Here is a 25,611-nt window from a genome sequence, read left to right on the forward strand (position 1 = left end):
TTTAAGATGGATTTTTTTGTTTCGATGAAAACAGCTTTTCAACTGCACCCAGAATGAAAATAAAGAACACTGGGACAAAGAAAATTGCCAGAATCGTCGCTGAAATCATGCCGCCAAATACACCTGTACCTAAGGCATGCTGCGTTTCTGAACTTGCACCTGAGGCAATAACCAATGGAATCACACCACAAGTAAAGGCTAAAGACGTCATTAGAATAGGGCGTAGACGGAGTTTGGCTGCGGCAACGGTGGCCTCGACTAAACTCATGCCTTCTTCTTTTAGCATCTTGGCAAATTCGACAATCAAAATCGCGTTCTTTGCAGATAAACCAATAATAGTAATCAGGCCAATCTTAAAGAACACATCATTCATCAAGCCTCGAGACATAATCGCAACCACTGCGCCAAAAATACCTAAAGGGACGACCAGCATCACTGAAAGCGGAATTGCCCAACTTTCATACAGGGCTGCCAAGACCAAGAACACGACAAGCATTGATAATGCTAGCAGAAAGGCCATCTGCGATTCAGATTGCTTTTCCTGTAAGGAAATACCTGTCCATTCATAACCGATGCCTTTTGGCAATTTAGCAATCAGGTGTTCCATTTCACGCATGGCATCACCTGATGAAGTATCAAAATTCGGGATACCTGCAATACTCAACGATGGGCGACCGTTATAGCGATTGTATTGTTGCGGTGCTTTACTCCATTGCGGCGTCACCACTTCAGATAGAGAAACCAGTTGCCCGCTTGAACCCGCAACTTTCAGATTTAAAATATCTTTGAGTTGCATTCGTGATTTGGCATCGACCTGTACGATCACTTGCTGCATACGACCTTGGTTTGGAAAGTCATTGATATACATTGATCCCATTGAAGTTGAAATAATGTCAGAAACATCAGAGAACTTCACACCCAGAACATTCAATTTTGCACGATCAATTTTTAAAGTAATATTGTCGCCTTGCGGTAAGCCTTCATTCCAGACCATATAGAACTTTTTGTTCTTGGCAGCCATTTCCATGAGCTGGTCTTGTGCAGCTAAAAGTACAGGCATGCCCAAGTTGGCACGGTCTTGCAAGCGTAAGCTAAAGCCTGAAAAAGTCCCAAGTTCATCAATGGCAGGAGGTAGTACCGCCATTGTTGCACCTTCTTTACTGTGTGCCATCGTGGCATTAACCGCATTGGTCATTTCAGTTGCTGTCGAAGTACGGTCTTTAAAGTCGGTTAATGTGGTAAAAGCCACAGCCACGTTTTGACCTGCACCACTAAAGCCCCAACCCATGATGGTCGTGTTACTTTTAACATTTGGATTGTCTTTTAGACTGCTTTCAAATTCATTGACCACACCTCGCGTTCTTTCAGCAGTGGCGTCCGATGGCAATTGGAACGACGTCAGGAACCAGCCTTGGTCTTCTTCTGGCATAAATGCTGTCGGCCAATACTTCATACCTGCAAAGGTAAGGCCTGTAATCACTACAAAGATCACCATCATTGGAATGGTATGTTTAATCACTTTAAGCAGGATCAATTCATACTTTTTAGTGACTTTATCGAAGCTGCGATCAAACCATGCAAAAAAGCCTTTCTTCTGATGATGGCCATCAATTGGTTTAAGAATCGTGGCACACAATGCAGGCGTTAAGATTAATGCCAATAATGCTGAGAACAGAATTGAGACTGACATGGTTAAGGTAAATTGTTGATAAATAATACCGACCGAACCACTGGCAAAGGCCATCGGTAAGAACACCGCTGCCAAGACCAAGGTAATCCCAATAATCGGACTGGTAATTTCCTTCATAGCCTTGGACGTTGCTTCTTTTGGAGGAAGTCCTTCAGTCGCCATAATTCGTTCAACGTTTTCGACCACCACAATTGCATCATCGACGATGATACCAATCGCAAGCACCATACCAAACATGGTCAGTACGTTAATCGAGAAACCTGCCAGTAGCATCACCGCAAATGTACCGAGTAGCGCAATCGGTGCAACAATGGCTGGAATCAAGGTATAACGAACATTATGCAAGAATAAATACATGACAATGAAAACCAGTACCATGGCTTCAAGTAAGGTATGAATCACTTTTTCAATCGAAATTTTGACAAAAGGTGCGGTGTCATAAGGAATACTGAAGTGCATGCCTTCAGGTAAGTTGAGTTTTAATTCCTCAATTTTTGCTCTTACACCTTCCGCTGTTTTGACGGCATTGGCGCCTGGGCTGAGCTGAATCGCAGCAGCCGTTGCAGGTTTGCCATCTTCTAAAATCGCAAAGTTGTAGGCCTGTGAACCCATTTCAACTTCAGCCACATCAGAAAGTTTAATCACGCTACCGCTGGTTTTACTTTTTAGGCTGATATTTTTAAATTGTTCAACATCGACTAATTGACCTTGTGCCGATAGTGGGACGGTAATCAATCGACCTTTTGCTGCAGGGAGATCACCTAATCGTCCTGGTGCAATCTCGACGTTATTTTCACGGATGGCATTATTAACATCACTGATCGATAAACCATAAGACACCAGTTTATTGGGATCAACCCAAATACGCATGGCTTTTTCAGCACCGAAGGATTGAACTTTACCAACACCTTCAACACGTTTCAGCTCTTCGACTACGTTACGGACCAGATAATCACTCAGATCAACTTCGGAATACTGTCCATTGGGTGAATTGATTCCGACCAACATCAAGAATCCCGATGACGATGCCTCAACTTGCAAGCCTTGTTGACGAACCACTTGCGGTAACCGTGCTTCAATGGCTTTAATTTTGTTTTGTACATCAACCTGTGCCATATCCACATCTGTACCCGGTTTAAAGGTCGCAGAAATCTCCGCAGTACCTGAGGTATCCGTGGTTGAGCTATAGTACAGCAGATTTTTTACCCCTGACATTTCACGCTCAATCAAGGTAACTACACTGTCATTGATGGTCTTGGGTGTCGCGCCTGGATAGGTCGCACTAATATTGACTTGTGGCGGTGCAACACTTGGAAAGCGAGCAATCGGCAATTTCGGAATACTGAGTACCCCAAATAAAATAATGAAAATTGCAATCACCCATGCGAAGACAGGGCGGCGAATGAAGAATTGTGACATCATCATTGAGCTCCTTGTGTTGCAGGTACTTTCCACGTGCTTATTTCAAGTTTTTGATTGGGCTGAATACGATCAACACCTTCCACAACGATTTTGTCGCCTGTTTTAAGGCCTTTATTGGCGATGTAGAACTGATCATATTGTTGTCCCAGTTCAATCGGGCGAATATCAGCGGAACCTTTGGCATTGATCACATAAACTTGCGGGTCGCCATTGATATTGCGTTGAATTGCTTGAGCAGGGACAAGCAAAGCTTGAGGTACTGAAGCCCGGTCGATATTGACGCGGACATACATGCCTGGGAGAAGTTTTCGTTCAGGATTCAGAACTTCGATACGGATGGTGACATCACCTGTTTCAGGGTCAACATTAATGTCTTCAAATAGCATTTTGGCCGTGACGTTATACGCTTGACCATGGCTATTAGAAATACGTACAGTTTTTTCATTATTGGCAGACAACTCACCACTTTGTAGCGCAGCTTGCAAACGTTCGTATTCACTAATCGACTGTTTTACATCAACATAGACTTTATCGATCTGCTGTACCGTTGCCATAGTATTGGCATCACCTTGGCTGACCAATGCACCTTCAGTCACAAAAGATTGCCCAATACGGCCCGAAATCGGGGCACGAACAGTGGCATATTGAAGGTTTAGGTTTTGACGGGTAAGCAAAGCTTTCATTTGCGCAACATCTGCTAATGCCTGACGATATTGAGCTTGTGCATTACTGACTTCTTGCTTACTGATCGCATTACTTGGAAGCAATTGCTCATAGCGTTCTAATTGAACTTTTAAACGAACCACTTCAGCTTCGGCCTTATTCAGAGAGGCCTGATTACTATTCACATCAGCCTGAAAAGTTTCCGCGTTAATTTTAAAAAGTGCTTGTCCTGCTTGGACTTCACTGCCTTGTCTGAATAATACCTTTTCAATAATACCGCCGACTTGAGGGCGAATCTCAGCAGTTCGGAAAGCCTGTACCCGTGCTGGCAAGTTTTCGCTAAAGTTCACCGATTGCGGCTGAATATTTAAAACGCTTACTTTGGCAGGGGGTGTTTCTGCTGGCTTTGTCTCCTCAGAACCACAGCCTTGTAGCACAAGTCCGATAGATAAAAATAATGGAAGTAATAGATGCTTTTGCATTCTGTCCAAACCTTGGGAGTTTTTGATGCTGGCATTATTTTCGAACTTTGTGTAACGATCATCGCTGAAGTGTGGAAAAAGTGTGGAGATCAACAGATAAATCATCGTATGATGAATCGATTGTTTTATTGATTTAGATGGTTATGTTTGAGCACTCTTTTTCTTTCGATTGCCATGACAAGCTTATTCTTGTGGTAGAGGATGAGTATGATATTGGGGACATCATTGAGCACTATCTCAAGCGTGAAGGCATGCGGGTGATTCGTGCCATGAATGGTAAGCAGGCGATTGAAATTCATGCTGCACAAACAATCGATCTGATCGTGTTGGATATTAAATTACCTGAACTGAATGGCTGGGAAGTATTAAGCAAAATTCGGCAAAAGGCGCAAACCCCCGTGATTATGCTCACCGCATTGGATCAGGAAATTGATAAAGTCATGGCATTACGGATCGGTGCAGATGATTTTGTTGTCAAACCATTCAATCCGAATGAGGTCGTGGCTCGCGTTCAAGCGGTGCTGCGACGAGCTCAGCAAAGCCAGCAGGCACCCAATAAAAATCTAAGTTATAAAAATATTGAAATTCATACCGATATTCATAGTGTTTATATTCATCAGCAACATAAAAAAGTGATGCTAAATTTAACCTTAACTGAATATAAAATCTTACTGCAAATGATTGGTCATCCTCATAAAGTATTTACTCGTAGTGAGCTTTTAAATCATTGTTTGCCTGATAGTGATGCATTAGAACGAACAGTAGATAGTCATGTCAGTAAATTAAGAAAAAAATTAGAGGAACATGGATTACAGCAGATGTTGATCAATGTTCGAGGTGTTGGTTACCGACTCGATCATCCCCAAGAAATATAATGTAGTCAAAAGATCAGCAGGCAAGTTATTTGGAAAAGTGTTATGAAAAGTCACTCAGGAATCAGTAAACAGCTCTTTATTGCCTTAAGTATTGTGAACTTAAGCGTGACACTTTTTTCAGTTTTTCTGGGCTATTTCATTTATAATTATGCCATCGATGCGGGATGGATTACTTTAAGTTCATTACAAGAAGATTGGACGGAATTCCATTTTGTTGATTGGATTTGGCTATCTACGGTGATTTTTTGTGGCGGTGTCATTTCCATCATTATTGGAATGCATCTTGCCCAACGTTTTATTAAGCCAATCAATTTTTTGGCGGATGCGGCAAAAAAAATTAGTCAGGGCGATCTATCCGCGCGTGCTGATGACAGTCAAATTCATTCCACTGAAATAGCTGAGTTGATGCATAACTTTAATAGTATGGCGAAACAATTAGAAAGTTCTGTTAAAAATGCCCAACTTTGGAATGCTGCAATTGCGCATGAATTAAGAACCCCTATTACGATTTTGCAAGGACGTTTACAAGGTGTTTTAGATGGTGTTTTTAAACCTGATGAAATCTTATTTAAAAGTCTATTAAATCAAGTTGAGGGTTTGTCTCATCTTGTTGAAGATCTTCGTACACTGAGCCTTGTTGAAAATCAACAGCTACGATTAAATTATGAATGGGTCAATATTCAGGACAGCGTTGAAAAAGTATTAAAAATATTTGAACAAAGATTCACTACAGCAAATTTAACTGCTGAACTGCGATTAGCGACAACTCTAATTTTTTGTGACCGACGACGTATTGAACAAATATTAATTGCTTTATTTGATAATGCTGTTCGATACACAAATGCAGGCACAATTAAAATTTCTTCAAGTAGCACTGCTAAAGAATGGATTTTAAACATTGGAGATGAAGGGCCGGGCATTCCTCAAGAATATCAACAAGATTTATTCAATCCTTTTTTTAGATTGGAACAGTCCAGGAATAAAGAATTTGGTGGTACAGGTTTAGGTTTAGCTGTTGTATATGCGATTGTAATTGCGCATAAAGGTTCAATTGAATATAGCAATCCGAATCAGAATAGTGTGTTTAGTATTAAGTTACCGATAGAAAAAGATCATATATAAATTTTTGAAAGTTTAAAATTTAGTTTGTAATTTTTTAATGTAAGTTTTTGATGTAATTTGTATTTTGTTAATAGTGAAAATGAAAACTAGAGATGAAAAAAATTTAATCAATCTTTAATCATTACCAGATTATTATTTAGACATAACATTGATCTACAAGTTTTTTTACCACTTGGTAAAACCAAATAAAAAAATCACGTTTTTGTCAATTTATGTGTTCAAGTCGATATTTTTGTAGTATTCTTTTGTGAAAATTGTCAATAAATTCGTACAATTTGTCAATAAGAAATCTATCTTTACATTTTTTGTGGGTTCTGAAACATGATAAGCCGATTCAAGAAAAGTGCTGTCTCAAAAACTTCATTTATCGCTTTATTTGGCTTATTTGTTGGATTTCATAGTTCTATTGCATTTGCTCAACCTAAAGCAGGAAGTAGTATCACGAATATTGCAAGTGGTGACTTCTATGATGAACAAGGTAATTTGCAAGTTATTAATTCAAATGCGGTTATTTTAACTGTTCAACCAATTTACTCTTTAACTTTACAAAGTAATCAACAAAATATCGGGACTATTGGAAGCAAAGTTAACTTCCCGCATGTTTTAACCAACACTGGTAACATTGTAGACGACTATAAATTAAGCCTTACTCAGTTAACGAATGATCAATTTAATTTAGATAATGTAGCCGTTTACATCGATCGGGATCAGAATGGCGAGCCTGATGATAATAATAATTTACTGAATTCAACCACAAGTTTTCGCTTAGAAGCTGGCGAGTTTGCCTCATTAGTTGTCGTTGGAAGTATTCCAACCAACGTAACTGCAAATAACGTCGCTAATTTTACTTTAACAGCTACAAGCCAGCATGATAATGCGATTGCAATGACCGTAAGTGATACAGCAAAAGTTGTGGATGATGCTGTAATTCAAGTGACGAAATCACAGAATATCAGCACAGGTAAAACTGGCACGGAAATTACTTATACCTTAGCTTATAAAAATACGGGTACTGCGGCAGCAAGACTCGTATTAAGAGATATATTAGCTACAGATGTAACATATAAATCGGGTAGTGGTAGTTGGGGGAATGGTTCAGGATCGTTAACAGATGCTGATGATGTTGAGACGGGTGCAAATGCGCCAATAAAATATAAAGTGAGTAATGGGCAAGTAGATGTAGAGCTTGCAAGTGTAGCAGCTTTAAGTAAAGGCACAGTAAGTTTTAAAGTCACTGTGAATGCGAATGCTGCTGAAAAAGTTGCAAATACCGCCGACTATCAACAATACAATGCATCAAATGCTATTCTGAAAAATACGCTAACGAATACTGTAATTTTTAACGTTCAGCAAACCTTAGGTGTTGTACTTAACTATAGCCCAAGTAACGCGAATGATGATGGCGAGCCAAATGGTGGCTTGAATAATTTACAGACCCAAAACAATACTTTTGGGGGTGTAGCAAAAGAAATTCAGTTTGATAATTATGTTTGGAATACAGGACAGGCGACTGATACTTATAATTTAAGCTTCGTTAAAAGTAACGTACCAAGTTGTGCTGTAGTTCGTTTATATCATGCAGATGGTCGTACATTGCTGACAGATACAAATGGCGATGGTGTCATTGATACAGGTGGATTGGCTTACGGCACTTCAAAAAGAATTAAATTAGGGGTTTATTTCCCAGCGAATTGTACTTCTACAAGTACAATGGATTTCGACATTACCGCAACTTCCGTAACAGATACTAGTGTAAAAAATAGTACGCGTGATCGATTAGTCAATACAGTTGCTGTGGGCGAAAGCGATTTGTATAACAGTAACAATTCAGGTGTGGGAGTTGGAAACGTTACTGGTTCAGGTGGGCAAGCCTTATTGGTGAAAAATGCTATAAAAGGTGCAACAGCTGTTTTCCCACTTGTTATTCGAAATAATAGCACGGCCTCAAATAATTATAATTTGTATGCATCAAGTACAACGATTGACATTAATAGTATCAATACGACATTACCAACAGATTGGGTAGTGAAGTTCTATAATGGTGATGCAACATGTCAAACGTTACAGGGAGAAATTACCAGTACTGGCAACATGGCGGCTGGAACAACTAAACAGTATTGTGCAGTTGTCACTGTTCCTGCGAATACGACTTTAACAAGTTTACCAATTTGGTTCGCTATGAAATCACCGATGAATGCTCAAGGTGACAGTATTAAAGATCAAGTTGATGTGGCTGTACGCAAGTTGACTTTAGCAAATGATCAACAAGGGCGGATTAATGTCGGCGGTACGGTTGTATATCTGCATACATTAAAAAATATGGGTACATTTGTTGAAGGTGATACAAGCGGAAAAGTAAGTCTTAGCGTAGTCCCTCAAAACATTAATGATGGTTTCACTTATACTTTGTATTACGATGCCAATAATAATGGTGTATTAGATACCACAGACCCGATCGCTACTGATTTGTCTATAACAGGTGGATTAAACCCTCAAAGTTCAGTTCAGCTAATTTTAAAAGTTCAAGCTCCATTAACAGCAGCAAATGGTATTTCTAGTGCAGCAAATATCGTCGTCTCTGCTACGAATACAATCCAAGGTTTAACACTTACAACAATTCAAAATACAGATTTAACAACAGTCGATCCTACGCAACTTCGTCTGACCAAAGAACAGTCTAAAGATGAAGCATGTGCACTTATGAATGTTGCCACTGCGACCTATGCAAGTAACCCATTGACGATTAAGCCAAATCAATGCGTTACCTATCGTTTAACAATTAAAAATGATGGTTCAACACCAGCAGCGAATGTTGTGATTAATGATGTTGTACCTGCTTATAGTATTTTGCGAAATGCATTGCCGCCGTCAGTGAGTAAAGGTTCTGTAGCTGTGAGTGGAGATCAAATATCTGGAAATATTGGAGCACTCGCACCACAGGAGCAAGCAGCGTTGTATTTTTCTATTCAGGTTACACCTTAAGTTAGGCGGATGCTAGAAGATGAATATAATCAATACATTAGAAAAAGTCCGCAGTAGCAAGATCACTTTAGGGATTTTGTTGGTTACTTTGTTGGGAGTGCATCAGTCTAGCTCTGCTGCTGTTCCGACACGCCAAATCATTAGTAATATGGCGATAGGTGAGTACACTGAAGAAGGCTCAACCGTTGTTCAAGTCAGCCGTTCTAATTTAGTTCAAACAACGATTCTTCCAGTTTATTCTGTTAATTTGACGGCAAATAATACTAAAAATGTCGTAGCGGGTCAGACAGTATATTTCAATCATACTTTGACTAATACGGGTAATGAGGTCGACCAGTATACCTTTGCAGTGACAAATAATACTGGAGATAGCTATGACTACAGTAATCTATCTGTATTTTTAGATAAAGATAATGATGGTGTGCCTGATGGCGCAGCGATTACTTCTTATTCTTTAAGTGCGGGTGAGTCAGTTGGTCTTATTGTGGCAGCAAATGTACCGAGTGGTGCAACGGTTAGTCAAAATGGATTATTAACATTAACTGTAAATTCTTTAAATAGTGCATCTGGAACAAAAACCAATATCGATACAGCAACTGTTACGAATCAGTCTGCTTTGGTTGTTCGTAAAAAGTTTTCTCAAACAAGCGTGGCAAATGGAGACGTTGTTACCGTTCGTTTGGATTATCAAAACTTAGGGAGCACAGCGACTGGCTCTGTAACTTTAACGGATACACTCGATTCAAGTTTGGTTTATCAACTAAATGCTGGTGAGAATTGGAACGGTACAACTGTAAATCCAAGTACTGGGAGTAACGATCCGGCAGGGATTAATTACAGTGTGACATCAAATACTGTAACTGCGGTCATTAGCTCAATACCAGCAAATGCAACTGGTTATATTGAATTTAAAGTTAAAGTAAATAAAACAACTGCTGGATCAATCAATAATACCGTTAATTTCCAGTATGATCATGATAATAACGCAACAACTGCAAATATATCTGATCTCAGTAACATGGCTGTACTTAATGTCGCTTCAATTTATGCTGTCAAAATTAATGGTAGTGCAAGTGATGTAAACAATAGTGCTACGGTTATTGCTGCGGCTGCGGCTGCGGCTCAAGGTGGGGAGCTTACGTTTAATAACTATGTTTGGAATACGGGTAATAGTACTGATCGATTTAATGTAACGATGACGGGCAGTACTTTTCCGACAGGCAGCCAAATTGAATTTTATCGTGCAGATGGCGTAACCCCATTATTAGATAGTAATGGCGATGGTATTCCTGATACAGGCTTATTATCCGCAGGCGTAAATTTACCAATCGTTGTCAAAGTGCGTTTACCTAGTAGTTATGCTGTAACAACTGATACGACATTCGAAGTTTCACCTCAAGCTCAGTCTTTAGGTGATATTAGCAAAACGAGTTTGATTAAAGATCAGGGTAATTTACTTGCCACAACGGTAGCACGTTTAGTTGATTTGACGAATAGTCCTGAAAACAATGGTTTGGGTAATGGAAATGTTGATAATGCTGGCAATCCGTGGAAAACAGTGATTGCATCAACAAGTATCAATCCTGTTGCGGGTGGGCAAGCAATATTCCCATTAAAAGTGAGCCATACTGGTATTGGAACTGAATATTTACTCAGTGCGAACTCAACAAGTGATTTTACAAGCCTAACTTTGCCTAATGGCGTGAACCGTGTTCGTTTTTATGTTTCTGGAAATGGTTCAAACTGTAGTGTCTTAGGTAGTGAAACAGGTAAAACCATCTATCTGAATAATGGTGAAAGTCAGTTAATCTGTGCTGTTGTCGAAGTGGATCAGTTGAATAGTAGTGTAACTACACCGATCTATTTTCGCGCTCTTTCTACAAGTTTTGTAAGTGGTAATAATAGTAGTAATCCGAGTCAAGATATTATTAAGGATGCAATTACCATTCAAAGTGTCAATTCTGTGGCTAAAGTAGAATTCACGCCAAATTCTCGTGGACAAGTCTCGCCATTAGGCACCGTCATTTATAGTCATCTTTTAACCAATAATACTGATGTTGATTATACAGGGAACTACAGTTTTCTTTCGAATAACGATCAGGTTGAGTTTAATAGCACTCTTTTCTATGACGTAAATGGAAATGGTGTTTTTGATGCTGGGGATTTGGTGATGAGAAGTTTAGCTGACTTGCCGGGTGGGAAATTAGCAGCACATACTCAAGTCAAATTATTGCTTCAGGTTAAAAATCTTGTAGCAAATAATATTGCCCAAGCGAATACCACCACGATTAATTTAACGAATAATGCTAATGGTCAAGTTGTGGCATCAATTACCGATGTAACTACAGTGAATCAGACACAATTGAAGTTGAGTAAGTTGCAAGCACGTGATTTTGATTGTAATGGCACAGCTGATGAGTCCTATACAACAAATAGTCTAAATATAGGTAAACAAGCAAATGGCCAAGGTCAGTGTGTTTTATATAAGGTGATTTTAACCAATACAAGTGCTACTGGTTTGAGTACTGCATTTACCTTTAGAGATATGACGCCTGCCTATACAGTTTTATCTCAATCGCCTATCTGCACATCATGTAGTGGTATGACGGCTCCTACAGTTGGTAATGCTGGTGCGGTTTCAGGAACATTAAATAGTGTGGCTGCAAATCAAAGTTATGAATTTAATTTTGGGGTACGCTATGTGGGTCAGTAAGCAAAGAATGAAAAAGAGTATCTCTAATTACAGCATGATGAATCATAAAGTTAGTTATATATATACCTTGGTTTTGTTTATCTTAACTTGTTTGATGTGTAGCCAAGCTGTATTGGCTGCTCCACCAACTATTGAGATTTATTCAGGCTCTGGATCTGGGCAAGGTCCAACTGCATCTTCAGGAACCCACACTTTTTTGCTGAATAGAAACAACCCATCAGACAATACGGGTGAGACATACGCACCGACAACAACGGTAAGTTATTCAATTACAAATTCTGTTTATAATGCGACACCTTATACATCGAATAGTAATCAGTTTAATAAGCCTGATTTTTTTATGGGTGGGGATACAAATAATAATAACGTAGTTGCTCCAGTGAATATTCTTCAGCCATTGAATGGTTATGGTAACCCTGCTGATAATATGTTTGCTGCATCGCTTCAAAATGCACCAACTGGCTGTACAAATGGTGCAGATTGTTTGAGTACAAATGGCGGGATTAGTGTGACCTCAAACAACGGCGTGGCGATGGAGATTACCACACGTGGTTTAAATGGCTCAGGAATCGCGACAAATTCTAGGGTGAAAATGGGTACCATTGTCATTAGTTTCAATCGCCCAGTGACTAACCCCATATTACAAGCAAGTGCATTAGGTGCAGAAGCATCAACTGGATTAGGTTTTGGTGCAGAATTTACATTAACAAATAGTAATGTTCCTGTAGTGATGAGCCGTATTGCAGGAAGTAAAGAGCTTACTGTTAGTGGTAATAATATTACGAACAACGCAACTACAATTAGAGCCGCGAGTGGAAATGGTGGAGCGAGTGGAAGTGTATATATTAAAGGTAAAGGGATTACATCTTTAACTTTTGATGTTTATATACGCGGTGATGGTCGTGGTTCGACATGGTCAACAACAGGCGCTGATGCTTTCTTCTTTGGTGTTTCAAGTATGGATGCCGATAGTGATATTTCTATCGTAAAAAGCCAACGTATTGGAACGTCGGGAACTTTTGTACAAACCCAATTAAATAATGTTCCTGTAAATTCTGTCATGCAGTATCAATTGCAGATTAGTAATACTAAACCTGCAAGTGCAACCGTTGGTGGCTCAGCTTATTTAGCTCCTTTTTCTGATGTGATTCCTTCTAATTTAAAAGCTGTCAGTATCGTTGGTACTGCAAGTACGACGGGAACAGGTACGACATGTTCGCCAACTCTATCTGGTAATGATACGAGTGGTTATACCCTGACAGGAACATTTAGCGGTGCAAGTACTGCCACATGTACCATCGTACTCCAAGCAACAGCTGCAGTAGCGGGAACAATTACAAATACAGCAACGATTGAAGCAACATCTACCGATTCTGCAACTACAAATGACAGTAGTTCTGTAAATGCAATTATCGTAAATCCAACAGCAGTAACTGCTGATGCAACTATTTTAGAAGCTCGCTTTAGCATTACGCCCAACTTACCTACTATTGTTCGAGGTCGAGTAGGTTCTCAACTCATTGATATTAAAAATGAAGGGCCGAACAATGCAACGAATGCAATTGCGACTTATGTTGCTGCACCACAAACGGGTGTGACAGTAACGGGTGTGAGTGTTGTTGGCGGAGCGGCATGTACGCAGAGTGGTAGTAACTGGACATGCCCTTTAGGTAGCGTGGCTAATGGTTCTACAAAACAATTATCTGTGAGTTACAGTACAACAGCCGCTTCCTCTTTGGGTACTGCTCAGCAAGCAATCGTTAAAGTGTCGAGTGATGAGTTTAACCCGGGTAGTGGTGTAGGAGAGACACTCTATAAAGTGTGGGGAAGCAACCAACAAAATGAATACAGACCTAATGGTGCATTTTGGGTGGGTTATGAAGGAACTGGGGGAACTGCAAAAGTCGGTGCTTTTGCTGATGAAAACTCATCAATCGTGAGTGCATGGCCAGCTAACCAAGCCAGCCCAACGGGTGGTTATTTAATTTCTGGTAATAATGGTACGAGTGATTCAACTTATGGAGCATCTAGTACAACTGCTTCTGCGATGATTCAAAGAATTATTACTAATATGAGTTCAGATGCAAATTCAACTGTACAACTTAATTTAATCAATACACCTGATATTGGAGATAACCGTCGAGCATGGGAATTTACCACAGGTGTATATATTGCTAATTCACAAACAGTCACTGTATGTATGGGTAACACCAGTCTCGGAATTGATGATAGTGGCTATATTATGGTGGATGGTGTTGTAGTGAGTAGCTCAAATAATTATTTGGGTGGTGGGATTTCAACATCTACATCTTCTGCTTTAGCACCAGGTTATCACCGAATTACTTATCGTATTGCAAATAGAAACACCTATGCGGGGGCGAGTGAGCGTGCAGCTGGTGGTTATGGATCAATTGGTTTATCACTTAGTGGTAGTTGTTCAACTGCAAACTATGACAATGCAACTACGAGTGGGGTCCCTGCAAGTATCAATATTATAGATGGTGCAAAAATTAAGATTGCTAAAAACTCTGTGAATGGGACGGGTACGTTTAACTATATTAATCTTAGCAATCTTGTAAATAGTACAATAGCAGTTACCACGGATTCTGTAACTACGGTGACAGCAGGAACCACAGCAACCTCTGCACAACAGCTTTGGGCGCAAACGTTGAATACAGATGTTTCTTTTACAGAAAGTGCTTTAGCTGGATATGTCTTATCAGGTGTTAGCTGTGTAGATGCAAATAGCGGTGTAACAGGGAATACAGGTACTTTTTGGACGCTTGTAAATAATATTGTGACGATTCCCGCTGTTCGCATAAAAGAAGGCGCCAATATTACCTGTACGTTTACAAATACTAAGCTTATTTACGTTGATATTACTGGACGAGTATTTGTTGATAATAGCGGAACAACATTAGATGTGAGTAAAGCATATAATGGCATACAAGATGCAGGTGAAGTTGGGATTGCAAATAGTACGATTCGTTTGAATAACTGTAGTACTACTACACAACTAGCTTCAACAGTGACAAGTGCAAATGGTGATTATGCTTTCTCAATTGAACAAAGCTTATTACCATCATCATTTTGTATTGTTCAGCAGAATTTACCAGAATATATTTCTGTCAGTGGCACATCGGGCTACACTCGTTCAACAGATACAATTGCTTTAACCAAGACAAGTGCAACAAGCTATACAGCAAATAATTTTGGTGATGTGATTGTTAATGTTGTGTTGAATGAAGATGGGCAGCATACAGCTATTGCTGGAGATGTCACGGACTATCCTCACCGTTTAAGCACACAAATTCCAGTTCAACTCACTCAATTATTACAGACACAGACTCAACAACCAAATGCTAGTGCTGATCAACCATGGCAAGCATTGGTTTATCGAGATACGAACTGTAATGGTCAGGTAGATATGGGTGAGGTTGTATTTAACCCAACTGCTGCAAGTACTATTCTATTACAGCCAAGTGTTGATATTTGTTTAGTCCAGCGAGTTCATGTACCAACTAATGTTGCTGCTGGCGCACAACATATTGGAACTCTTCAAGCAAGTTACCAATTTGCTCTGACAAATCCGTCACAAACGATTTTAGGGCAAACGCTTAAACGTCAGGATGTGACACTTATTGGTAGTGCTGGTTTAACACTGACAAAAAAAGTTCGTGCAGTTGCAAGTTGTCCTTCAACATCTTCCGATACAAATGCATTTGTAACGAATAATCAGGCCGCTAAGCAAGATAATCTAGAGTATGAAATCACCTACAAAAATAACAGTACCAAGAAATTACAGAACGTAAAAGTGAAAGATAGTTTACCAATTGGTACTAATTTTGGCAGTGTAAGTTGTAACCTAACACCAAGTGGAAATACTTGTAATACAAGCCATTCTGGTGATTATCTTGAATGGAGCTTGACTGGGTTATTAAATCCATCAGCTTCAGGTACTCTGAGATTTTGTGTGTCGCAATAGTAAATAATAGATAGAGTATGCCGAAAATATTATTTATTTGGCATACTTTGTACGAATAGTTGGTATAGAAGTTGCTATTGTTTGAACCAGTAGATGTTTTTTTTACAAAAAAGTGATTTTTTTCAACAAAAGTACATAAAAATGCTGTATTTTTGTAATGGTAAAAATTATTTGAACTTTGAGTTAAAAAAACTGTTCAGAAATTTAGGATGTTGAGTTTGGAAACAATAAAGATGCATTTAAAAGATAATTGGAAAAAAGGTTTACTTGGTGCAGCTAGTTTGATTTTGGCGGTTAGTGTTTCTGCTGAAACTAAAGTTGCAAAAGATCCTGTATCTGTAGAATTAAAAACGTATCTCATTAGTGTAAGCACAGATGGGAAACCAGTAGCTAAGTTAGTCAATAAAGTGAAGCCAAACGATGTAATCGAGTATCGTGCAACGTATACAAATAATACATCAGGAAAAATTAAAAACTTAGCTGCTACGTTACCAATACCCGTAGAAACTTTATTTTTGGCGAAATCTGAGCCAGAAAACGCGCAAGCAAGTACAGACGGTACAAATTTTGCCCCGATGCCTTTAAAACGCAAAGAGGGTAATCAAATGGTGAATGTTCCACTGAAAGATTATCGTGCATTACGTTGGACGATCGCAGAACTTCCTGCTGGGAAATCTGTAACGGTATCAGCACAAACGCGTATTAACAGTGACAAAACCAAAAATTAAACAAACTGACATTGAATATTCAACAGGGGTAAGTTCCGAATGTCAAATCAAACTCAACGTTTAAAACTAACGCAATTAGCAGCTTCGATTGCATTTGTTGCAGGTGGTGCAGCTTTCCTTCCTTCAGCACACGCAGCAGCTCCTAGTGCGGGCACAAACATTAGTAACATTGCATCTGCAAGCTATACCGATAGCAATGGTTCTAATAAAACTGTGACATCAAACGTAGTTACTACGACTGTATTGCAAGTAGCAAGTTTCACGTTGATCGCAGATCAAACTAAAACTGCTAATGCGAATGGTCAAGTATCTTTATCTCACACATTAACAAATACTGGTAATGGTAGCGATACCTTTAACGTAGCTGTTGCCAATAATGATACACGTGATAACACGACAGATAATTACGATTTCAGTGGTTTAAAAGTTTATCTTGATGCCAACAAAGATGGTGTTCCAGATAGCCAAACTCCTGTAACAAGCGTAACTTTAGCAGCAGGCGAATCTGTTAACTTAATCGTGCAAGCAACAACAGCAAGCAACAACGTTACTGCTGGTGATCTTGGTAAGTTAACTGTTTCAGCAATCAGTGGTTTTGATACAAGTGTAACTGCTAAAAACGTAGATACAGTTAAGATTACCAATGGCGCTGTAATTAGTTTATTAAAATCTGCTAGCGTTAGTAATGTAGATGCAACTTTATCAAACCCTGCGGCACGTGAAGTTGAATATACTTTAGCTTATCAAAATACTGGTAACACGACCGCAACTAACGTTACGATCACAGACGTACTTCCATCTGGTTTAACTTATGTTGCTGGTTCTGCTACAGTAAATGGTACAGCTGTAAACGATGGTACTGCTGATTCTGATGGATATAACTTCACTTCAGGAACGGCTACATTAGTTATTCCTACAGTTGTTGCAAACAGCAGTGGTGTATTGAAATTCAAAGTTCGAGTAAACCAAAATACTCCAGCTGGTATCATTACAAACATCGCTGAAGTGGATCCAGATGGTCCAGGTACAGAAGGTAAAACACCATCTAACCCGAATGATGTAACAGTTTTAGGTGTTAAAAAAGGTACAATTAACGACAGTACGACAGATGCCTTTGCTGATGGACAAGCTTCTACGGCTCCAGCTGATGACGTAATTACTAAGTCAACAACTCAAGGTACTCCAGTTACATTTGGTGTTACTGCGGGTGGTGGTGAGCCAATCGTTGTACATAACACTGGTAATGTTAGTGAAGCATTCAACATTACTGTAAACAAAAACTCTTTACCAGCTGGTAGCATTGTTGAATTATTCAAAGCTGATGGTGTAACGCCATTAACTGATACGAATGGTGATGGTGTTGCAGACACTGGTCCAATCGCAAGCGGCGCTACATACCAAGTTGTTGCTAAGGTAACTCTACCTTCTGGCTATTCTTCTACAACGCCAATCAGCACGATCTTAACTTCAACACCTGTTACTAATTCTACTGGTACAGATACAATCAATTTAGTAATTGATAAAGTCGTTGCATCTACAGTTGACTTACACAATGGTGATGCAACAAATAGTACTGGTACTGTTGTTGGCGCGTCAGGTAAAGATACTGGTCAATTTATTGATACTAAATCAACTAAACCTGGTCAAGCAACTAACTTCCCATTAACTATTGATAATAAAGGTGCAACTGGAGATAACTATAATTTATCTACATCACCTACATTACCAGCGGGTTGGACAGTTCAATATTACTTAGCTGATGGTGCAGGTAATCCAACAGGTGCTCCAATCACGAATACTGGTAATGTACCAAGTGGCGGTAGTGTTCAACTTGTTGCAGTTGTAACGCCTCCTGCAAATGCTCCAGCTGGTGATCAAGAAGTTATCTTTAAAGTTGCTTCTCCTGCTACTGGCTTAACAGATGTAATGTCTGATCGTGTAACAGTCGAAACTAATCGTATCCTTAGCTTGCAAAATGACCGTACTGGTCAAGTTGCACCAGGTGGTACGGTTGTTTACAAGCATACCTTAACCAACAACGGTAACATTGTTGAAGGTGCTACAGCGGGTAGCTTACCGTTTACACTTACGAATGATCAAGCTGCAAATGGTTGGACAACAAGCTTATTCGTTGACTTAAACAATGATGGCGTGGCTGATGCAAATGAGTTAGTTACAGGTAATGATCTTGCTGCAGTATCTGGAAGTATCGCTCGTGGTGCATCTGTTAACTTACTCATCAAAGTTCAAGCTCCAACAAATGCAACTGCTGGAACACCAAGTGCAGTTGTATTGACGATCAAACCAACAGTTGTTGGTACTCAGTCTGTTGCTGATCTAGTAAATACTGATTTAACGACTGTTACAAGTGGTCAAGTACGTTTAGTGAAAGAGCAATCTTTAGCAAACTGTTCAACAGGTGTTGCTGGTGCTTATACTCAAAATACAGTTTCTGCTAAACCAGGCGAATGTGTGAAGTATAGAATTACTGCAACGAATGAAGGTAATGCTGACGTAACTAATGTTGTGATTAGCGATGCTACACCTGCATATACAACGTTGAAAGTGATTGCAAGTGCATCTCCAGTAGCCACAAATGCGACATTGAGTACTTCAACTGCTGCATTAACTGATGGTTCAACAGGTACTATCGCTGCTGAGAAAACACCTCTTGTACCTAATACAAGTGCGGTATTAGAGTTTGTAATCAAAGTAAATAATTAATATTCATTAAGCAATTTCGATTGCTCAAAATGAACTGATTAAATATGTGGGCATTTGCGCAAAGCAGGTGTCCACAACAATAATTTTAAAGTTTTTTTATTTAGACTATTTAGTTGAAGGGTAGAGCGCTGTGCTACAACAGAAGCAAATTCGTGTAAGTCGAAACATGTCTTTCATGTTATCAACGTTGACAATATCGATATTGTCTGCGCAGTATGGTCACGCCGCGAATATTCCTGAAGTTGGTAGTACAATTCAAAACGTTGCTTACGCAACTTTTATAGCAGCAAATGGTAAAGAACAACAATCAGTTTCTAATACAGTTGAAGTTAATGTTTCAGCTTTATATGCTATTACTTTAACTACGCCACCAGTACTCGATGTTGAACCTAGTGTCAGAGTAATATGGGCTAATACTTTATCGAATAATAGTAATGCACTTGTTAATGTTCAGCTAGAAGCATTAACAATTAATGAATTAAACAATATTAAAATCTACATTGATAGCAACAAAGATGGTCAATTTGATACGAATGATCAACAATTAACGACTAATGTAGCTTTACAAATTGGCCAAAGTGTCAATTTGTGGGTTGTTGCTACCACAAGTTCAAATTTAACAGAAGGTCAGCAATTTAATTTACCAATTAAAGCAACAGTTGTTGAAGATACAACAGCAATTGCAACCGCTACAGATAGTGCAATTAGCTATGGTGCAAGATTAGTTGCAACTAAAGAAGTACAACAAAAAACTTTTGAGCCTTCTGCAAGTGCAAATTATGACTTAAATTACACGCTCAATATTAGCAACGAAGGTAAAAAGCCGGCTAGACCAACCGATGTCATGGTGGATGGTCAAACACAAAAGATGGTTTTGTTGGTTGATGATTTACCGCCAAATACAACATTTAAATCTGCTTTAGTAAAGAATACTCAAGCCAAAATTTTATACAAGCTTGCCAATAATAGTTATAGCACTATTGCTCCAAGTGACAATACACAGATCAACCAGCTTGTTGTCGGTTTTCCACAAATTGCTGCAAATACATCTGAGCAAGTTGATCTTGTTGTTAGTATGAACCGCAATATTGCAAAAACCACAGTAAAAAATACCTATAAAGTTTCGTATGCTGTTACTGATAGTCAAAAAGATGTGTTATCAAACGTTGCATCTACTTTAGTTAGTGGCTCAGCAGATATTACAAATAATTCAAGTGATTTTAAGAGTATTTTGGCAACTGGTAGTGTAAATAAACCACTGAATATAGAAGCTAAGAATGCAAGTTGTAATGCGGATCGTTACACTCCAGATCGTGTAAAAATTCGAATTAAATCAACAAAAACAAGTGATTTAGAAGAAGTTATTGGTATTGAAACTGGGCCAAATACAGGTGTGTTCCACTATACATTACCAACAACTCTTTCAGATAAAGGCATTCCATATGATGCAGTTTTGCAAACGCTTAAACGTGATAAAGTTGATATTAGTTTAACGGATTGTTTGGATGCGCAAGGCCAATCGACTGGAACGATTACTGACATTAATACAAGTGTGTTAATGGATCCTTATGGTACAGTATTTGATGCTAAAACGGGTTTACCTGTAGCGGGTGCTACAGTTACTTTATTGGATCAAAATGGTCAACCAATTGGTGATAATGTAGCATTTGAAATTGATCCTCAAACAGGTGATAAGATTTCTATTCCTGCAAAACAAGTTACTAATAGTGCTGGTGAATTTATCTACCCACTGGTGAAAGCAGGTACATATAGTTTTATTGTTGACACAAAGACTATTCCGGGTGACAAACATTATACTTTTATTAGTGATCGCAAGGTATATTCAAGTTTCCCAGCAGATAAAGCGGTTGATTTAAAGTGGTCTTATGCAGGACAGTTCACATTAAATAATGGTGACCCTGCACTCAATATTGATATTCCAATTGACCCTGAAGTGGATAATACGAATTCATCTTTATTTGTAAAAAAAGTTGCTTCAAATAAAACTGCTGAAATTGGTGAATTCGAAGAATATACAGTTAATGTTGCAAATCGTGGAACGGCAGATTCAACGAATGTTTCAATTACAGATACACTTCCTCGAGGCTTTATTTATGTTCAAGGCTCAATGCGTGTTGATGGTAAAAAGGTAGAAGATCCATTAGGTGGTAAGGGACCTTATTTAACACTTGGACTAGGTACACTCACTCCAAATAAAGAAGTTAAAGTACAGTATCGCGTTTATATTGGACCAAATGCACTCAATGGTGATGGTGTAAACCGTGTTCGTGCCAAAGATGCGAAAGGTATTGAGTCTAATGAAGCATCAGCGAAAGTAGAAGTCACACCTGGTATGATGATTTCTGACGGTTTTATTGTTGGTAAAATATTCACTGACTGTAATCGGAATGGTGTCCAAGATGCTGGTGAGATAGGTGTTCCTGGTGTTCGTATCTATCTTGAAGATGGTAGTTATGTTATTACTGATAGCGAAGGTAAGTATGATTTCTATGGAATCAGTGCAAAAACACATGTTTTAAAAGTCGATCGTACAAGTTTACCAATTGGTTCTGAATTAGTATTAATAAATAATCGTCAAGCAGGTGATCCAAATAGCCGTTTTGTCGATTTAAAACGTGGTGAATTGCATCGTGCCGATTTTGCGATAGCTGAAGGTGTTGGTCAATGTTCAGAATCATTAATTGAACGGGTGCTAGAACGTAAAAAACGTATTGAACAAGATAATACAAATTTAGAGCAAATATTACGTTCTGATTTAACGATTGATCCAATTTTTTCTAAAGTTACGGATGTTCGTGGACAGCCATCTAGTGGCTGTATTTCAGCAGTTGGAGTTCAGGCGAATTGTAATCTTGATTTTTCAAAAGAACAAATTAAAGAAATCAAGCAAATACAATTTGAACCAGAAAAATCTGGTGTTCAACCATCTGTCGCTTTACCGAGTTCTTCAACTCTTGCTCTGCCAAATGAAGAGTCTGTAGATACTGTTAATCCTGCGAAAATGATTAATCTTGAAGCAGCTTTAGAAACGGCTGTGAATAATCAACTAGAAATTTTAAATCTTAAAGATGGGCAAGTATTGCCTTATCCTCAGACCTCTATTCAGGTTAAAGGTGCAGCAGGTACTCAGCTTGAGCTTTGGGTAAATGGAACTCGTGTTCCTGAAAAGCGCATTGGTAAACGTGCTGTATTGCCGAACATGCAGGTTTCAGGTTTAGACTTTATTGGTGTTGATTTAAGTACAGGTCACAACACCATCGAAGTACGTCAAGTGGATATGATGGGTAATACTCGAGACATTAAACGTATTAATGTTATTGCACCTGATCAGTTAGATAAGTTGCAACTTGAGCCGAGTAAAACGATACCACAGGCAAATGGACGTGATCGTTTTAATGTTAATTTAAAAATTGTCGATCGACATGGTACGCTTGTCTCGAACCGTACACCTATCACCTTAGATAGTTCAATCGGTAAGATTGACTTAATAGACTTAGATCCAAAACAGCCGGGTATTCAAGTATTCGTTGAAGGTGGAACTTTACTTGTTCCAATTCAAGCGCCAATTGAAGCTGGTGAAGGAACATTATCGGTTGAAAGTGGTATCTTCCATTCAAGCACACCTATTCGTTTCTTACCTGATTTAAGACCGATTATCGCTGTAGGTATGGTTGAAGGTTCTTTTAATTTCAAAAAGTTTGACCCTAAAGAACTGAGTGGCATTAATTCAAATGATGGTTTTGAAGAAGAATTAAATGAGATTTCAGCTTCAAAAGATGGAAAGCGCAATATAACGGGTCGTGCTGCATTATTTTTGAAAGGTAAGGTAAAAGGTGAATACCTGCTTACACTTGCATATGATTCAGATAAAGATAAAAACCAAAGATTATTCCGTGATATTCGTCCTGATGAATACTATCCAGTTTACGGTGATTCTGCCGCCAAAGGCTTTGATGCTCAATCTACTAGTAAATTGTATGTTCGTGTCGATAAAGGACGTTCATATGCAATGTATGGTGACTACGTAACACGTACTGAAAATGATGAGGGCTTATCTTTAGGTCAATACAACCGTTCATTGACAGGTGTTCGTAGTACAGTAGAAGCTGATAAATATAAAGTTACTGCGTTTGCTGCACAGACAAATACACAACAAGTTGTGAATGAACAACGTGCTATGGGTATTTCAGGTCCTTATAGTTTAGGTAGTAGTGTTAATGCGCAAGACGTGCGTGAAAACAGCGAAAAAGTAGAAGTTATTACGCGTGATCGTAATAATTCGGGTTTAATTATTGCACGTACAAGTTTGACTCGTTTTACTGATTATGAGATTGATACTTTCAGTAATAGTATTTATTTGAAAGATCCAGTTCCAAGTGTTGATGCTGACTTAAACCCAGTATATTTACGAATTACAGTTGAATCTGATCAAGGTGGTGAAGAATATACGGTTGGTGGTGTGTCTGGTTCTGTAAAAGTCACCGATAAAGCTAAAGTAGGTGGTTCTTATGTGAAGAGTAATAACCCACTAACTCAAGATCAGTTAGCAAGTGTGAATACTGTCGTTAAATTTGCCAATGATAAAGGTAAATTCATTGCTGAGTTTGCTCGTTCAGAGAATATTAATGATGACTTAAATTCATCGACGTCAGGTAATGTGAAACCAGATGCAACTGGTAAGTTATCGGGTGATGCTGCACGAGTTGAATTAAACTATTCTTATAAAGACTTGGAAATGAAAGTTTATCATAACCAAGCTGATAGAGAATTTTATAATACAGCGGCACCTATTACTGCTGGTCGTAAAGAAAGCGGCATTAAGGGACGTGTACAATTAAATAAAATCGGCTTAGCTAAGCTTGAAGCGATTCGCACAGAAGATCAGTTAAGTGGCGTAAATCAAGGTGTATCAGCAAGTATTGAACGGGCAATTAACCGTATTTTGGCTGTAGAACTTGGTCTAAAGTATTATGATGAGTCATCTAATCCAGCGACACTGAATACAACACAAGTTGCACCATATCATGGTGTCACAGTTCGCTCTAAATTAATCAGTCAACTACCTTGGCAAGGTTCGAATGTCTTTGCTGAATATGAACAAGACATTTCTGAAGCGGATCGTCGTATTTTCGCGTTGGGTGCAAATTATCAAATTAATTCCAAACTCCGTGCATATGCTCGTCACGAATTAGTTTCAAGTATTAACGGTCTTTATGATCTGAATAGTAATCAACGCCGAAATGTAACGGTATTTGGTTTGGATAGTAAATATAACAATAATGGAACAGCTTTCAGTGAATATCGTGTTCGGGATGGTATTAGTGCGAGAGAGGCTGAGGCAGCAATTGGTTTACGTAATCGTTGGGAACTTGAAAAAGGTTTTTATGCCAATACGAGTTTTGAGCAAACTAAATCATTATCAAATGCCAATAACTCAAATTCTGATAGCACAGCAGCCTCTTTAGGTATTGAATATTTAAAGAACCCCAACTGGAAAGCAGTTGCTCGAATTGAAGCACGTTGGACAGATCAATCAGATACGATATTGAACAATTTAGGTGCTGCTTATAAATATTCTGATGATGTAACATTATTGGCAAAAAATGTTGTTAGCCTAACAGATAGTAAAAGTAATAGTGGAGGTGATCGTTTAGTAGATCGCTTCCAATTAGGATTGGCTTATCGTGATACAGAACACAATCGTTTTGATGCACTAGCTAAAGTTGAATATCGTTATGATGATAATAAAACTGATTTAACTAAACCATATCTTAAACATGTTTATATTTTCTCGAACCATTTAAATTATCATCCAACACGTGATCTTACATTGTCGGGTCAATATGCGGTGAAAAATGTGCAGGCTACATTCTCTGGTTTAGAGTCTACAGGTATGACACATATGTTCAGTGCAAGAGCTATGTATGACATCAATGAAAGATGGGATGCAGGAGTACACACAGGTGTATTATGGTCTGATATGAGTTCAGGGCGTCGAGTTCTCGTTGGTGGTGAGGTTGGGTATCTTGTTGCAGCAAACTTATGGTTGTCAGGTGGCTATAACTTCTCAGGTTATAAAGATGATGATCTGGTAGATAGCGATACTACAATTCAGGGTGCTTATGTTCGTTTTAGATTCAAGTTCGATGAGAATCTATTTGCTGGTAATAACGCTGGAATAAATGCTTCAAGAGAACAATAAAC

Annotated in this window: 10 protein-coding genes; 8 read left to right on the forward strand and 2 right to left on the reverse strand. The window is 38.8% G+C overall.

From position 1 onward, the window contains the following. Position 1 precedes the first annotated feature (1 nt). Both AC0JIQ_RS06555 and AC0JIQ_RS06560 read right to left on the reverse strand, forming a co-directional pair. Positions 2 to 3,112 carry an AdeB/AdeJ family multidrug efflux RND transporter permease subunit gene (locus tag AC0JIQ_RS06555; RefSeq protein WP_474203029.1) on the reverse strand — a complete coding sequence of 1,037 codons (3,111 nt, stop codon included), beginning with the start codon at positions 3,110 to 3,112 and terminating at the stop codon, positions 2 to 4. After that, positions 3,112 to 4,257: an efflux RND transporter periplasmic adaptor subunit gene (locus AC0JIQ_RS06560; RefSeq protein ID WP_474203030.1), complete on the reverse strand. Its 1,146-nt coding sequence runs from the start codon at positions 4,255 to 4,257 to the stop codon at positions 3,112 to 3,114. Before AC0JIQ_RS06560 ends, AC0JIQ_RS06555 begins: the two co-directional genes overlap by 1 nt. Positions 4,258 to 4,400: 143 nt before the next feature. Here AC0JIQ_RS06560 and adeR point away from each other — a divergent pair, with 143 nt between their 5' ends. The 8 genes from adeR (at position 4,401) to AC0JIQ_RS06600 (ending at position 25,609) form a co-directional block, all read left to right on the forward strand. Further along, positions 4,401 to 5,132, forward strand: a complete 732-nt coding sequence (gene adeR, locus AC0JIQ_RS06565) for an efflux system response regulator transcription factor AdeR (RefSeq protein ID WP_474203031.1) — start codon at positions 4,401 to 4,403, stop codon at positions 5,130 to 5,132. Between the two features lie 42 nt (positions 5,133 to 5,174). Beyond that, entirely contained in the window at positions 5,175 to 6,254 is a 1,080-nt protein-coding gene (gene adeS / locus AC0JIQ_RS06570; protein WP_474203032.1) for a two-component sensor histidine kinase AdeS, read from the forward strand. A gap of 321 nt (positions 6,255 to 6,575) precedes the next feature. Next, positions 6,576 to 9,236, forward strand: a complete 2,661-nt coding sequence (locus AC0JIQ_RS06575; RefSeq protein ID WP_474203033.1) for a COG1470 family protein — start codon at positions 6,576 to 6,578, stop codon at positions 9,234 to 9,236. A 19-nt stretch (positions 9,237 to 9,255) separates the two neighbouring features. After that, on the forward strand, positions 9,256 to 11,949 hold the full coding sequence (locus tag AC0JIQ_RS06580) for a hypothetical protein (RefSeq protein WP_474203034.1): 2,694 nt from the start codon (positions 9,256 to 9,258) through the stop codon (positions 11,947 to 11,949). Beyond that, a complete protein-coding gene (locus tag AC0JIQ_RS06585; RefSeq protein ID WP_474203035.1) occupies positions 11,936 to 15,934 on the forward strand; it encodes a prealbumin-like fold domain-containing protein in 3,999 nt (1,332 codons plus the stop codon). The genes AC0JIQ_RS06580 and AC0JIQ_RS06585 overlap by 14 nt, the downstream gene beginning before the upstream one ends. Positions 15,935 to 16,167: 233 nt before the next feature. After that, a complete protein-coding gene (locus tag AC0JIQ_RS06590; RefSeq protein WP_004662635.1) occupies positions 16,168 to 16,662 on the forward strand; it encodes a hypothetical protein in 495 nt (164 codons plus the stop codon). Positions 16,663 to 16,701: 39 nt separating this feature from the next. Further along, positions 16,702 to 19,386: a beta strand repeat-containing protein gene (locus AC0JIQ_RS06595; RefSeq protein WP_474203036.1), complete on the forward strand. Its 2,685-nt coding sequence runs from the start codon at positions 16,702 to 16,704 to the stop codon at positions 19,384 to 19,386. Between the two features lie 130 nt (positions 19,387 to 19,516). Continuing rightward, on the forward strand, positions 19,517 to 25,609 hold the full coding sequence (locus tag AC0JIQ_RS06600) for an SdrD B-like domain-containing protein (protein WP_474203037.1): 6,093 nt from the start codon (positions 19,517 to 19,519) through the stop codon (positions 25,607 to 25,609). The last annotated feature ends 2 nt before the right edge of the window (positions 25,610 to 25,611 follow it).

The sequence above is a fragment of the Acinetobacter sp. FB genome (assembly GCF_056033405.1).

Coding starts and splice junctions, on each gene's coding strand:
- AC0JIQ_RS06555 (WP_474203029.1), bottom strand. CDS start 3,112: ATGATGTCACAATTCTTCATTCGCCGCCCTGTCTTCGCATGGGTGATT.
- AC0JIQ_RS06560 (WP_474203030.1), bottom strand. CDS start 4,257: ATGCAAAAGCATCTATTACTTCCATTATTTTTATCTATCGGACTTGTG.
- adeR (WP_474203031.1), top strand. CDS start 4,401: ATGTTTGAGCACTCTTTTTCTTTCGATTGCCATGACAAGCTTATTCTT.
- adeS (WP_474203032.1), top strand. CDS start 5,175: ATGAAAAGTCACTCAGGAATCAGTAAACAGCTCTTTATTGCCTTAAGT.
- AC0JIQ_RS06575 (WP_474203033.1), top strand. CDS start 6,576: ATGATAAGCCGATTCAAGAAAAGTGCTGTCTCAAAAACTTCATTTATC.
- AC0JIQ_RS06580 (WP_474203034.1), top strand. CDS start 9,256: ATGAATATAATCAATACATTAGAAAAAGTCCGCAGTAGCAAGATCACT.
- AC0JIQ_RS06585 (WP_474203035.1), top strand. CDS start 11,936: ATGTGGGTCAGTAAGCAAAGAATGAAAAAGAGTATCTCTAATTACAGC.
- AC0JIQ_RS06590 (WP_004662635.1), top strand. CDS start 16,168: ATGCATTTAAAAGATAATTGGAAAAAAGGTTTACTTGGTGCAGCTAGT.
- AC0JIQ_RS06595 (WP_474203036.1), top strand. CDS start 16,702: ATGTCAAATCAAACTCAACGTTTAAAACTAACGCAATTAGCAGCTTCG.